The 12,571-nt window shown below is 73.1% G+C and carries 16 protein-coding genes; 12 read left to right on the top strand and 4 right to left on the bottom strand.

Features of this window, described 5'->3' with window-relative positions; genetic code table 11:
• Window positions 1-119 precede the first annotated feature (119 nt).
• Complete coding sequence (locus ISP_RS14395; protein ID WP_013224598.1) at window positions 120-557, bottom strand: QcrA and Rieske domain-containing protein; 438 nt, start codon at window positions 555-557, stop codon at window positions 120-122.
• Between the two features lie 105 nt (window positions 558-662).
• Between ISP_RS14395 and ISP_RS14400 the strand changes: the two genes are divergently transcribed.
• From ISP_RS14400 to ISP_RS14440, 9 genes are all read left to right on the top strand, one after another.
• Entirely contained in the window at window positions 663-1,031 is a 369-nt protein-coding gene (locus ISP_RS14400) for a hypothetical protein (protein WP_013224599.1), read from the top strand.
• 4 nt (window positions 1,032-1,035) lie between these two features.
• Window positions 1,036-1,548 (top strand): sigma-70 family RNA polymerase sigma factor, encoded by a 513-nt coding sequence (locus ISP_RS14405; RefSeq protein ID WP_013224600.1) that lies wholly within the window; start codon window positions 1,036-1,038, stop codon window positions 1,546-1,548.
• On the top strand, window positions 1,545-2,204 hold the full coding sequence (locus tag ISP_RS14410; protein ID WP_013224601.1) for an anti-sigma factor family protein: 660 nt from the start codon (window positions 1,545-1,547) through the stop codon (window positions 2,202-2,204). Before ISP_RS14405 ends, ISP_RS14410 begins: the two co-directional genes overlap by 4 nt.
• Before the next feature lie 287 nt (window positions 2,205-2,491).
• Window positions 2,492-3,679 carry a chorismate synthase gene (gene aroC / locus ISP_RS14415; RefSeq protein WP_013224602.1) on the top strand — a complete coding sequence of 396 codons (1,188 nt, stop codon included), beginning with the start codon at window positions 2,492-2,494 and terminating at the stop codon, window positions 3,677-3,679.
• The gene (locus ISP_RS14420) at window positions 3,673-4,200 is read left to right on the top strand and encodes a shikimate kinase (protein WP_013224603.1); all 528 of its coding nucleotides are present in this window, start codon (window positions 3,673-3,675) and stop codon (window positions 4,198-4,200) included. The genes aroC and ISP_RS14420 overlap by 7 nt, the downstream gene beginning before the upstream one ends.
• A gap of 8 nt (window positions 4,201-4,208) precedes the next feature.
• Window positions 4,209-5,318, top strand: coding sequence for a 3-dehydroquinate synthase (gene aroB / locus ISP_RS14425; protein WP_013224604.1), 1,110 nt, complete (start codon window positions 4,209-4,211; stop codon window positions 5,316-5,318).
• Complete coding sequence (gene aroQ, locus ISP_RS14430; protein ID WP_013224605.1) at window positions 5,315-5,746, top strand: type II 3-dehydroquinate dehydratase; 432 nt, start codon at window positions 5,315-5,317, stop codon at window positions 5,744-5,746. The genes aroB and aroQ overlap by 4 nt, the downstream gene beginning before the upstream one ends.
• Entirely contained in the window at window positions 5,743-6,669 is a 927-nt protein-coding gene (locus tag ISP_RS14435) for a GNAT family N-acetyltransferase (protein ID WP_013224606.1), read from the top strand. The genes aroQ and ISP_RS14435 overlap by 4 nt, the downstream gene beginning before the upstream one ends.
• A gap of 267 nt (window positions 6,670-6,936) precedes the next feature.
• The gene (locus tag ISP_RS14440) at window positions 6,937-8,418 is read left to right on the top strand and encodes a glycoside hydrolase family protein (protein WP_013224607.1); all 1,482 of its coding nucleotides are present in this window, start codon (window positions 6,937-6,939) and stop codon (window positions 8,416-8,418) included.
• A gap of 241 nt (window positions 8,419-8,659) precedes the next feature.
• Here the strand turns inward: ISP_RS14440 and ISP_RS14445 are convergent, their stop codons facing one another.
• Window positions 8,660-9,115, bottom strand: a complete 456-nt coding sequence (locus ISP_RS14445) for a B-4DMT family transporter (RefSeq protein ID WP_034284343.1) — start codon at window positions 9,113-9,115, stop codon at window positions 8,660-8,662.
• 98 nt (window positions 9,116-9,213) lie between these two features.
• On the opposite strand from ISP_RS14445, the gene ISP_RS14450 reads away from it, so the two are divergent.
• The 3 genes from ISP_RS14450 to nusB are packed head-to-tail and all read left to right on the top strand — an operon-like array spanning window position 9,214 to window position 11,366.
• Window positions 9,214-10,302 carry a M24 family metallopeptidase gene (locus tag ISP_RS14450; protein WP_013224609.1) on the top strand — a complete coding sequence of 363 codons (1,089 nt, stop codon included), beginning with the start codon at window positions 9,214-9,216 and terminating at the stop codon, window positions 10,300-10,302.
• Window positions 10,303-10,347: 45 nt separating this feature from the next.
• Entirely contained in the window at window positions 10,348-10,911 is a 564-nt protein-coding gene (gene efp / locus ISP_RS14455) for an elongation factor P (protein WP_013224610.1), read from the top strand.
• On the top strand, window positions 10,911-11,366 hold the full coding sequence (nusB, locus tag ISP_RS14460; RefSeq protein WP_013224611.1) for a transcription antitermination factor NusB: 456 nt from the start codon (window positions 10,911-10,913) through the stop codon (window positions 11,364-11,366). Before efp ends, nusB begins: the two co-directional genes overlap by 1 nt.
• A 23-nt stretch (window positions 11,367-11,389) precedes the next feature.
• Here nusB and ISP_RS14465 read toward each other — a convergent pair whose 3' ends face one another.
• The gene (locus tag ISP_RS14465) at window positions 11,390-11,749 is read right to left on the bottom strand and encodes a VOC family protein (protein ID WP_230468781.1); all 360 of its coding nucleotides are present in this window, start codon (window positions 11,747-11,749) and stop codon (window positions 11,390-11,392) included.
• 196 nt (window positions 11,750-11,945) lie between these two features.
• Window positions 11,946-12,434 carry a transcriptional regulator BldD gene (bldD, locus tag ISP_RS14470; RefSeq protein ID WP_003096372.1) on the bottom strand — a complete coding sequence of 163 codons (489 nt, stop codon included), beginning with the start codon at window positions 12,432-12,434 and terminating at the stop codon, window positions 11,946-11,948.
• Between the last annotated feature and the right edge of the window lie 137 nt (window positions 12,435-12,571).

Genomic DNA, 12,571 nt, shown 5'->3' on the forward strand with positions numbered 1-12,571 from the left:
GCCCGCCCCGCCCCGCCCCCGCCCCCCCCCCCCCCCCCCCCGCCCCCCCCGCCCCCCCGCCCCCCCCCCCCCCCCCCCCCCCCCCCCCCCCCCCCCCCCCCCCCCCCCCCCCCGGCTCGTCAGCCGGTGACGACCTTCCCGTTCTCGACCTTGACCGGCACCGACGGCAGCGGCTTCTTCGCCGGGCCCTGCTTGACCTCGCCGGTGAGCGCGTTGAACACCGAACCGTGGCACGGGCAGACCAGGTCGGCGCCCTTCGGCGTGACGGTGCAGCCCTGGTGCGTGCACACGGCGCTGAACGCGGCACAGGCCGACTCGGACGTCCGGGCCACGATCACGTCGGACCCGTCCGGGGCCTTCGCCGCCTTCGCCTGCCCGATCGGGACCTCGGCGAGGGCGACCAGCGGCGTCCCGGCGGCGATCGGCGCCTGCGCGGTGCCCGATTTGCCGTTCGAATCCGACGAGCAGGCGGTCAGCGCGACGGCGCCGACGGCGGCACCGGCGACGGCGGCACCGGTGGACAGGACGGTGCGGCGGGAGTGCAGTTCGGCTGTCATGACCTAAAGAACGAGAGCGCCACGCGTTCGGTTCAATTCCCGGTGAACCGGATCGCCCCCTGTTCCGTGTATGTACCGGAGTGGGTGTGGAGTGGAGGAACGATCATGGTGAGTTGGGTTCTACGCATCGTCGTGGCGGCCGCGCTGCTCGGCTCGGCGGGCGTGCACTACTTCTTGTGGACGCAGGGTTATTCGGGCATCACCGGCACGCTGTTCCTGCTCGACGCGATCGCCGGGCTGGTGCTCGCGATCGCGGTACTGGCCTGGCGGCACTGGCTGCCGGCGCTGGGTGCGGCCGGGTTCGGGGCGCTGACGCTCGGCGCGTACGTGCTGGCCGCGACCGTCGGGTTCATGGGCAACCACGACCAGTTCGACAGCCAGCCGGAGTACTGGGGCGTCATCACCGAAGCGGTCTGCATCGTGGGCGGTCTGGCGCTGCTGTTCGTGAAGGACCGGCGCCGGGTCACGGCCTGAGTTCGTGGGAGAGGTCGCCGAAGAGGCGCTCATGCGCGCGCTGCACGAGGAGCACGCGACCGCGCTGTGGTCCTACGCGCTGCACCTGACCTCCGGTGACCGGATCCGGGCCGAGGACGTCGTCCAGGAGACGCTGCTGCGGGCCTGGCGGTCGCCGGCGGTGCTGGACCAGTCGCAGGGTTCGGCGCGGGCGTGGCTGTTCACGGTCGCCCGGCGGATCGCCATCGACGGCTGGCGCTCGGCGTCGGCGCGGTCGGAGGTGATGACCGACCGGCCGCCGGACCGCGTGGTCGCCGACGGCACCGACCGCGCGGTGCAGGGCTGGCTGGTCGCCGAGGCGCTGGCCGAGCTGTCGGAACGGCACCGCGAGGTGCTGGTCCTGTGTTACTTCCAAGGCTATTCAGTGGCAGACGCCGCTCTGCGGCTGGGCGTGGCCGAAGGGACGGTCAAGTCGCGCACGCACTACGCGTTGCGCGCGTTGCGGCTGGTGCTCGAGGAGAGGGGGGTGACCCAGTGAGCGAAGACCCGTTCGCGACGTTCGACGCCGCGTACGTGCTCGGGGCGCTCGCCCCCGAGGACCGGCAGCGCTTCGAGGAACACCTGCGTACGTGCGACCGGTGCGCGGCTTCGGTGCGCGAGCTGGCGGGACTGCCCGGGCTGCTGGCCAGGGTCGACGCCCCGACGGCCGCCGTCCCGGACGCCGGCCCACCCCCGCCGGACCTGCTGCCGGCGGTGCTCCGCCGCGTCCGGCGCGGCCGCCGCATCCGGCTCGCGGTGACGTCGGCGTCGGCGGCGGTCGCGCTGGCGGCGTGCGTCGCACTGGGCGTGGTGGTGACTCTGCCGGCTCCGGCTCCCGTTCCGCCGGCGGGGCCGCCGCCGGTCGCGATGACGGCGCTGGGCCAGTTCCCGGTCCGTGCGGACGCCCGCCTGGCGTCGTTCGAGTGGGGCACGCAGGTCGACATGTCGTGCAGCTACACGGGCAGCCGCAGCGGCGGCGAGTACCTCCTCGTGGCGGTCTCCCGCTCCGGGGCCCAGACGCAGCTGGCGACGTGGAAGGCGGTCCCGGACGACACGGCCCGCATCGTGATCGGCACGGCCGTGCGGCGCCCGGACCTGGCCGCCCTGGAAATCCGCCTGACGAGCGGCCTCCCCCTGCTCCGGCTGACGTTGTGAGACCGGTGGCTCATCCGGGCCGCAGGGGGCCCCGGATGAGCCACCCCCCACCCCGCGAGTCGACCCTCCAATCACGCGAGTCGACCTCCCAATCACGCGAGTCGACGCTTCAATCACACGTGTCGACCGTCTGGGTGCGCGAGCCGACCCTTCGGGTGCGCGAGCCGACCCTCTGAGTACGCGAGCCGACCCTTCGGGTGCGCGAGCCGGCCCTCTGGCTCTGCTGCCATGCGGGGGGAGCGGAGGCATGTCCCGGCCCGTACCGCGCCCGTGACAGGATTGAGCCCATGTTGCGCTGGATCACCGCAGGTGAATCGCACGGACCCGCGCTGGCCGCCGTGCTCGAAGGCATGCCCGCCGGGGTTGCCGTCACCACCGCCGACGTCACCGAGCAGCTGGCCCGGCGGCGCCTCGGCTTCGGCCGCAGCCCGCGGATGGGCTTCGAGACCGACCACATCGAGTTCCTCGGCGGCGTCCGCCACGGCCTCACCCAGGGTGGCCCGGTCGCGGTGCAGATCGAGAACGCCGAGTGGCCCAAGTGGGAGCAGGTCATGGCGGCCGACCCGGTCGACCCGCAGATCCTCGAAGGCCTCGCGCGCAACGAACCGCTCACCCGGCCCCGCCCCGGCCACGCGGACCTGCCCGGCATGCAGAAGTACGGCTTCGACGAGGCCCGTCCCGTCCTGGAGCGCGCGAGCGCCCGGGAGACGGCGTCGCGGACCGCGCTCGGCACCGTCGCCCGCAACTTCCTCAAGCAGCTGCTCGACGTCGAAATCCTCAGCCACGTCGTCTCGATCGGCGGGGCCGACGCGCCCGAAGGCCCGCTGCCGAAGGCGGAAGACCTCGCGGCGATCGACGAGAGCCCGGTGCGCGCCTTCAGCCAGGAGGGCACCGATGCGATGGTCGCCGAGGTCGACGCCGTGCGGAAGGCGGGCGACACCGTCGGCGGCGTGATCGAGGTCCTCGCCTACGGCCTCCCGCCGGGCCTCGGCTCGCACGTCCACTGGGACCGCCGGCTCGACGCGCGGCTGGCCGGCGCCCTGATGGGCGTCCAGGCGATGAAGGGCGTCGAGGTCGGCGACGGCTTCACGACCGCCCGCCGCTGGGGCAGCCAGGCCCACGACGAGATCGACCGCGGCACCGGCCCGGTCGGCGTCACCCGCCGGTCCAACCGCGCGGGCGGCCTGGAAGGCGGCATCACCAACGGCGAGCCGCTGCGGGTGCGGGTGGCCATGAAGCCGATCTCGACCGTCCCCAAAGCACTGTCCACAGTAGACGTCAAGACCGGCGAGCCCGCGGTGGCCATCCACCAGCGGTCCGACGTCTGCGCGGTGCCCCGCGCCGGGGTCGTGCTGGAATCGGTGGTGGCACTCATCCTCGCCGACGCCGCCCTCGAGAAGTTCGGCGGCGACTCGCTCGCCGAGAGCAAGCGCAACGCCGACGCGTACCTCAAGGCCCTCGAGGAGCGGTGGTGACTCCGCGCGCGGTGATCGTCGGGCCGCCAGGCTCGGGCAAGAGCACGGTCGGGCCGCTGCTGGCGGCCGCGCTCGGCGTCGAGTTCCGGGACAGTGACGACGACGTCGTCGCGCGCGCCGGGCGCAGCATCTCCGACATCTTCGCCGAAGACGGGGAAGCCGCTTTCCGCGCCCTGGAAGAAGAAGCGGTCGCGACGGCGCTGGCGGAGCACGACGGCGTGCTGGCCCTCGGCGGCGGCGCCCCGCTCACCCCGGGCACCCGCGCGCGGCTGGCCGAGCACACCGTCGTCTTCCTCGGCGTCGGCCTCGCCGCCGGCGTGCAGCGCACCGGTCTGTCGAGTGCGCGGCCCCTGCTGGCCGGGGTGAACCCCCGCGCCACCTTCAAGAAACTGCTCGACGAGCGGGTGCCCGTCTACCGCGAGGTCGCCACCGTCGAGATCGTCACCGACGACCGGACGCCCTCCGAGATCGTCGCGCAGCTCGTGGCGGAGCTCGCCGTTCCCGCCGAAGCCAAGGAGTGAGAAACCTCGTGTCTGATCCGGTGCGCATCCCGGTCGCCACCGCCCAGCCCTACGACGTCGTGGTCGGGCGCGGCCTGCTCGGCGACCTCACCGGGCACCTGGCCGACGCTTCGAAGATCGCGCTGATCCACCCGCCCACGCTGACCGCCACGGCCGAGGCCATCCGCGACGAGCTCACCGCGGCCGGCCTCGAGGCCCACCGCGTCGAGATCCCGGACGCCGAGGACGGCAAGGCACTGACCGTCGCGGGCTTCTGCTGGGAGGTGCTCGGCCGGATGGGACTCGATCGCCGCGGCGCCGTGGTCGGCCTCGGCGGCGGCGCGGTCACCGACCTCGCCGGGTTCGTCGCGGGCACGTGGATGCGCGGGGTCCGGCTGGTCAACGTGCCGACGACGCTGCTCGGCATGGTCGACGCCTCGGTCGGCGGCAAGACCGGCATCAACACCGAGGCAGGCAAGAACCTCGTCGGGGTGTTCCACGAGCCGAGCGCGGTGTTCGTCGACCTCGCCACGCTGGAGACGCTGCCGCCGAACGAGCTCGTCGCCGGGATGGCCGAGGTCGTCAAGGCCGGCTTCATCGCCGACCCGCGGATCCTCGAGCTGATCGAGGCCGACCCGGCCGCGGCGCTCGACCCGGCCGGCGACGTCCTCGCCGAGCTGGTCCGCCGGTCGATCCGGGTCAAGGCCGACGTCGTGGCCGCCGACCTGCGCGAATCCGACCTGCGGGAGATCCTCAACTACGGCCACACCCTCGGCCACGCCATCGAGCGCCGCGAGCGGTACCGGTGGCGCCACGGCGCCGCGGTCAGCGTCGGGCTGGTGTTCGCCGCCGAGCTGGCGCGGTTGGCCGGGCGGCTCGACGACGCCACGGCCGAGCGCCACGCCTCCGTGCTGAAGCTGCTCGGCCTGCCGACGACCTACGACGCCGACGCGCTGCCGCAGCTGCTGGAAACCATGAAGGGCGACAAGAAGACCCGCTCCGGCGCGCTGCGGTTCGTCGTCCTCGACGGCCTCGCCAAGCCCGGCCGGCTCGAAGGCCCGGACCCGGTGCTGCTCGCGGCCGCGTACTCGGCGGTCGCGGCGGAGCCGGCCGGGGGCAGCGGGAGCGTGCTGCTGTGAAGGCGTTCGTGTTCAACGGCCCCAACCTCGGGCGGCTGGGCAAGCGCGAGCCGTCGGTCTACGGCTCGACGACGCACGACGACCTCGCCGCGCTGTGCGTCAAGACCGGCGACGAGCTGGGGATCGAGGTCGAGGTCCGGCAGACCGACCACGAGGGCGAGCTGGTCGGCTGGCTGCACGAGGCCGCCGACGGCGGGAACCCGGTGGTGCTCAACGCCGGCGCGTGGACGCACTACTCGATCGCGGTGCGCGACGCCGCGGCGCAGCTGACCGCGCCGCTGATCGAGCTGCACATCTCCAACGTGCACAAGCGGGAGGCGTTCCGGCACCACAGCGTGCTGTCGGACATCGCGACGGCCGTGATCGCCGGCCTCGGCGTGGACGGCTACCCCCTCGCCCTGCGCTGGCTGGCCGCGCACCCGGGATGACCCTGCTGGCGACGCCGCGCTTGAGGTTGCGGCCGCTGACCGAGGCCGATCGCGAAGCCGTGGTGAAGGTGTTCGCCGACCCCGAGATGAGCCGCTTCTTCGCCGCGGACTTCTCCGACCCGGCCGTGGCGAGCGCGATGGTGGACCGCCGGCTGGCCTACCGCGGCCCGGCCGGCCAGGGTCACTGGGTGCTCGAGCGCGACGACGAGGTGATCGGCGTCGCGCACCTGCGCCCTTCGTGGGAGCTGCCGGGCGGGGTGCCGGAGCTGGGTTATTACGTCGCGAGCGCGCACGCGGGGCAGGGCCTGGCCACCGAGGCCGCCCGCGCGCTGCTCGACCACGGGCTCGGCGCGCTCGGGCTCCCGGCGGTGTGGGCGCTGGTCCACGAGCGGAACGCGGCGAGCCGGAAAGTGGCCGGGCGCCTGGGTTTCCTCGACGTCGGCAGCGGCGTCCACTACGGCGACCTGCACCGCGTGCTGGTGGCGCTGCCCGCCGTGCACGGGCGGCCGCACCACATCGAGCTGTGGGTGCCGGACCTCGCCGAGGCCGAGCGCAGCTGGGGCTGGCTGCTGGGCGAGCTGGGCTGGCGCGAGTTCCAGCGCTGGGCGGCGGGAGTCAGCTGGCGGCTCGGCGGGACGTACTTGGTGGTCGAAGCGTCGCCGGCGCTGAGCGCGGCGGACCACGAGCGCACCCGGCCGGGTTTGAACCACCTGGCCCTGCACGTGGGCACCCGAGCGAAGGTCGACGACCTGGTGGGCCGCGCGGCGGACCACGGCTGGCGGCCGCTGTTCGCGGACCGGTACCCCCACGCGGGCGGCACCGCGCACTACGCCGCGTACCTGGAGAACGAAGCCGGGTTCGAGGTCGAGCTGGTCGCGGCAGAGGGGCCGGCCGGCGCTGAGCCGGGGTCGCCGACGTCTTGAATGACTCATTCCTGGCGTCGGATGTCAGGAATGAGTCATTCATGACGTTCGGACCGGCGCCCGCACCCGGCTGGAATGGCAGCGCCGGGCGAGGCGGGCGGCGAGCTGTTGCGCGGTCGGGAGCGTGTTCGAGGAGCTGGGTCTCTGCGACCCGTCACGATCGAAGGACCGTCGAACAGGAGCGCGGCCGCTCGGACGGGTGGACTCTCGCTACACTCCGATGTCGTGCACCCGTTTCGTCGTGGGGGTCGGCGACCCGCTCGTGCCTTGCTCGCCAGTGTCCTGGCCGGGCTGCTGCTCGCGGGGTGCACCGAGGGGTACGCCCAGCCGCAGGCGGCCGGGGAGCAGCCGGCGATCGCGGGCGGGAAGACCGCCTCGCCGCCGCGGCCCACCGATGTCGGCCTTCCTTCGGGTGACCCCCGGCAGAGTGGTGGGGTCATCGCCGCCGGTGGGGCCGATGCCGTCTACAACTACGGACCGTCGGTGATGCTCGACCGGGGGCAAACCCGGATGTGGTGGTGCAGCCAGTACGGCGGCGCCGGACCGGCCGGGGACGACATCCTCTACGCCCAGGCGCCGTCGACCGACGGGCCGTTCACCGGACCGGACGGCGGCATCCCGGCCGCCGTGTTCTCCGGGGCGCCCGGGCAGTTCGACGGCATGCACACCTGTGATCCGTCCGTGCTGCGCGTCGGCTCGACGTACTACCTGTACTACACCGGCGCCGCCGGGGACCACGCGCTCGGCAACGCGATCGGGCTCGCGACCAGCCCCGACGGGATCCACTGGACCCGCGCGGCCGGCGGGCGGCCGATCCTCGGGCCGTCGCACGACGTGCAGCGCGCCAACGTCTACGGTGCGGGCCAGCCGTCGGTGGTCTACCTCGACGGCTGGTTCTACCTGATGTTCACCGACACTTCCGGCCGCGCCACGGGCGAAAACGGCGCGGGGCAGTTCCTGCTCCGGTCCCGCGACCCCGCGTTCGGGTCGGGCGTGCAGGCCTTGGACGTCGGCGGGTTCGTGCCGGTGGCGTCGACCTCGGCGCCGCGCGCCCGGTCGGTCGTCGACGGGTTCAGCGCGGACCTGATGTGGGTGGGCGCGCTCGCCGCGTTCGTCGTGGCGCACGAGACCGACGGCGGGACGATGCTGACGTTCTGGACCGCGGACTTCGCCGAGCACCCGTACCGGCAAGTGCTGGTGCCCGGGCCGTGGCAGGAAGGGCCCGGCCTGGTGCGCCGCGCGGACGGGCACGCGCCGCTGTCGCCGGCCGACCCGTGCGACCGGGTGCCGTTCGACGTGGTGCGGGCGACCTCGCTGGGCGGGGCCGCCGCCCCGACCGACCTGCGGCACTTCGGGCTGGACCTGCTGGGCAGCCGGGCCTGCGAGAACCCCGGCCGGGTGGCGGCGACGTTCGACGGCGTGACGGCGCCTTCGCCGGAGCGGACGATGGACCTGGTCCGGGCGGGGCAGCGGGTCCGCGTCGACCGGCGCGGGGTCGCCGCGGCCCTGGCCGGCGAACTGCTGGAGAAGGCACCGCCGCAGGTGGCGGCCCTGCCGGTGGCGGCCCGGCTGCGCGCGGGGGCCGAGGCGGTCCAGGCGCCCGGCCGCGGATTCGCGCTGGTCCTCGACGACCACCGGCTGTGGCCGATCTCGGACCCGGTGGTCGCGGCGGGCAACGACTCGGCACCGCGCCCGGTGACCGACGCGCAGTGGGACGGTTATCGGCCGGGTCCGGCACTGACCGGGTGACGCGGACCCGGTGGCCGCAGCCGGCCGCGGGCAATCTGCGAGGCGACGCCTGGGTGCGGGGGTAGGCCGCCGGGCAATCGGCGAGGCGCCGCCTGGGTGTGGGGAGGCCGCCGGGCAATCGGTGAGGCGCCGCCCGGGCATGGCGGGAGGCCGCCGGGTATCGGCGAGGCGACGCCTGGGTGTGGGGGAGGCCACCGGCCGTCGGCGAAGCGCCGCCCGGGGAGTGGCGGGAAGCCGCCGGTTATCCGCGCGGCTCCCGGCTGGGCGGCCGAACCCGCCGTGGCCGCGGAGAAGGCACCTCTCGCGCCTCCTCGTCCGACTCCGACTCCGGCTCCGGCGACCGCCCGATCCGCCCGCCCACGAACAGCCCCAGCCCGGCCGGGATCAGCACCAGCAACGCCGAGAACGCCGCTCCGCCGGTCAGGGCCCCGCCCAGCTCGGACACGCCCGTCTGGTCCACGAACACCGCCCGGCCGATCACGTACAGGATCCCCGCGACCGGTCCCGCGATCAGCGCGGCGATGAACCACACGCGCCCGCGGTCCGGCAGGCCGCGCCACGCGTCCAGCGCGCTCCACAACGCCGCCGCCCCGACCAGGACCGCCAGCGCCAAGGACACCGGCAGCGCCTGGTCCGTCGGGTGGTACACGGCGTACTTGGCCAGCACCGTCAGGGCGACGCCGTGCAGCACCGCCATCACCAGTCCGCGAATCACCCAGGCGCTCATCCTGCGGAGTGTAGGCGGCCTACTGGCGAGTCGCTTCCCCCGGGAAGCACGCGCACTAGGGTGGACGGGTGCCTGAAACCCACGGACGACGCCGGGCGGCGCTGCGCGGGCTCCTGACCGGAGCCGGTGTCGATGCGCTGCTGGTCACCGATCTGCTGAACATCCGTTACCTGACCGGGTTCACCGGCTCGAACGCCGCCGTTCTGCTCCACGCCGGCGGCGACGGCAAGACGCTCTTCTGCACCGACGGCCGCTACACCACCCAATCGGCCGCCGAGGTGCCCGATCTCGAGACCGTCGTCGACCGGGCCAGTGCCGCCGCCCTCGTGGCCCGAGCCGCCAAGGACACCAAGGCCTACGGGCGGCTCGGGTTCGAGAGCCAGCACGTCAGCGTCGAGACCTACGAAGCGCTCCGGGAGCGGGTGCCCCTGGAGCGGACGCCCGGCCTCGTCGAGCAGCTGCGCGAAGTCAAGGACGAAGCCGAGATCGAAGCGCTGCGCCAGGCGTGCGCGGCCGCCGACCGGGCGCTGGACGACCTGGTCGCCGCCGGCGGGCTGCGGCCGGGGCGGACCGAGCTGGAAGTCGCCCGTGACCTGGAGAACCGGATGCTGGAGCACGGCTCGTCCGCGCCCAGCTTCGCCTCCATCATCGCCGCCGGTGCGCACTCCGCCATCCCGCACCACCAGCCGACGCACGCCGAGCTCGAGCGCGGCGACTTCGTGAAGCTGGACTTCGGCGCGACCGTCGACGGCTACCACTCCGACATGACCCGCACCTTCGTCCTCGGCGAACCCGCGGACTGGCAGCGGGAGGTGTACGACCTCGTGCACGCCGCCCAGGCGGCCGGGGTCGCCGCCGTCGTGCCGGGCGCCGAGGTGTCCGATGTGGACGCCGCCGCGCGGACGGTGATCGCGGACGCGGGCCACGGCGAGCACTTCGCCCACGGCCTCGGGCACGGCGTCGGCCTGCAGATCCACGAGGCGCCCAGCTTCGCCGCGACGGGCGTCGGTACACTGGCCGCCGGTATGGCGGTCACCGTCGAGCCCGGCGTGTACCTCGCGGGGCGCGGTGGCGTGCGCATCGAGGACACGCTCGTCGTGCGGGCTGGGGAGCCCGAACTCCTCACCCTGAGCACCAAGAACCTCGTGGTCGTCTGACAGCGGCCCCGAACCCGAAGATTCGACACAGGAGACTGCAAGCTCGTGGCCACGACCAACGACCTGAAGAACGGGCTCGTCCTCAACCTCGAGGGCCAGCTGTGGACCGTCACCGCGTTCCAGCACGTCAAGCCGGGCAAGGGCGGTGCCTTCGTGCGCACGACGCTCAAGCACGTGCTCACCGGCAAGGTGGTCGACAAGACGTTCAACGCGGGCACGAAGGTCGAGACGGCCACGGTGGACCGCCGGAACATGACCTACCTGTACAAGGACGGCGCCGACTTCGTCTTCATGGACGGCGACACCTACGACCAGATCACGGTCCCGGCCGAGGTCGTCGGCGACAACGCCAACTACATGCTCGAGAACACCGAGGTCCAGGTCGCGGTGCACGAGAACGAGCCGCTGTACGTCGAGCTCCCGACGTCGGTCGAGATCATCATCCAGCACACCGACCCCGGCCTGCAGGGCGACCGTTCGACCGGCGGCACCAAGCCGGCGACGCTGGAGACCGGCGCGGAGATCCAGGTCCCGCTGTTCCTGTCCACCGGCGAGAAGATCAAGGTCGACACCCGCGACGGCCGTTACCTGGGCCGCGTCTCCAGCTGATGCCGACGTCGAAACCCCACCCGAACCGCGGCGGTGCGATCAGCCGCCGGCAGGCGCGCCGCCGCGCGGTGGAAATGCTGTACGAGGCCGTCCAGCGCGACACCGACGCGGTCACGCTGCTGGCCGACCGGGTCGGCGCGACCGAGGTCGACCCGATCGGGGACTACACGATCACCCTGGTCGAGGGCGTGACCGGCCGGAAGACCCAGATCGACGAGCTGCTGGCCGAGCACGCGCAGGGCTGGACCCTGGAGCGGATGCCGAAGGTCGACCTCGCGGTGCTGCGGGTCGGGGTCTACGAGCTGCTCTGGGCCGAGGACGTGCCGGACCCGGTCGCGATCGACGAGGCCGTCGGCCTGGCGAAGGAGCTGTCCACGGACGACTCGCCGCGGTTCGTCAACGGCGTGCTGGGCCGGATCGGCACGATCGCCGACCGCCTCCGCGCGGTTCTCTAGGGCCGGCCGGAGGTCATGCCCGCTCAGACGTCGGCTTCGATGGCGAAAGTGTTGCCGTCCGGGTCCTGAAACCAGGCGATCCGCCCACCGCCGGCCCGGGCCGTGATCCCCTTCGCGTCGTGTTCGAGCTGGTCGTAGCGGGTGAACTCGACGCCGGTCGAGGTGAGTTCGTCGACGATCTCGTCGAGGTCGTCGACGTACCAGGTCGCCAGGGTGGCCGGGCTCTTCCCGGCGGTGACGGACTGGTACACGTTCAGGGCCGGTCCGCCACCGGATCCGTAGGTCCGGCTGCCGCCGGCGACGTGGGCGCTGGGCCCGGACTGCAGCGCCCGCAGGCCGAGCTTGCCTTCGTAGAACTCGACCGCCCGGTGGATGTCGGACACGGCGATCGAAGCTCTGACTCGGTACGCGCTCAGGGGCATGAGCCACCCTATCGCGCCACAAGACACGGCGAAGTGAGCGCGGATCGCGCTCTCCGCGAGCAGGGCTCGCCCCCGAACGAGCCCCCCGACGAGTCAGTGAGCGTCTCCGGTGCCCCACCGGGAACGCTCACTGCGTCGGTCAAAGCACATCCGGCGATCAGTCCTCCTTGGAAGGACGCGCCTCCGGCGGCAGGACGCCCCAGTCGATGAGCTGCTCGGTGAGCTCGCCCGGGGTCATGTCGTAGATGATCGCCAGGGACCGCAGGTCCTCGGTGCGGATCGAAAGCACCTTGCCGTTGTAGTCGCCGCGCTGGCTCTGGATCGTCGCCGCGTAGCGGGCCAGCGGGCCCACCTTTTCGGCCGGCAGCTGCTGCAGGCGCTCCAGGTTGATCACGATCTTGGTGGCGGGCTCGGCACCGGAGGGGACCCGGCCCTCGGGCAGCAGCTCGACCACCGGCACACCGTAGAAGTCGGCCAGCTCGGCCAGCTTCTGGACGGTGACGGCGCGGTCGCCACGCTCGTACGAGCCGACGACGACGGCCTTCCAGCGCCCACCGGACTTCTGCTCGACCCCGTGCAGGGACAGGCCCTGCTGCTGGCGGATCCCGCGGAGCTTGGCCCCGAGCGCCTTGGCGTAATCGCCCATCTGGTCGTTCTCCGTTCTTCACCCCCTCCCGGTCGGGGTGACCGGGCCGGGGGACTCGCTGAGTCGAATACTCAGAGTAATGGTTACGCATTGTTGTCACCAGGTCAAGCAGAAGCTTGCCGCGAATCACGCCACAC

Origin of the sequence: Amycolatopsis mediterranei (genome assembly GCF_026017845.1) — a bacterium.
GTDB classification, from domain to species: domain Bacteria; phylum Actinomycetota; class Actinomycetes; order Mycobacteriales; family Pseudonocardiaceae; genus Amycolatopsis; species Amycolatopsis mediterranei.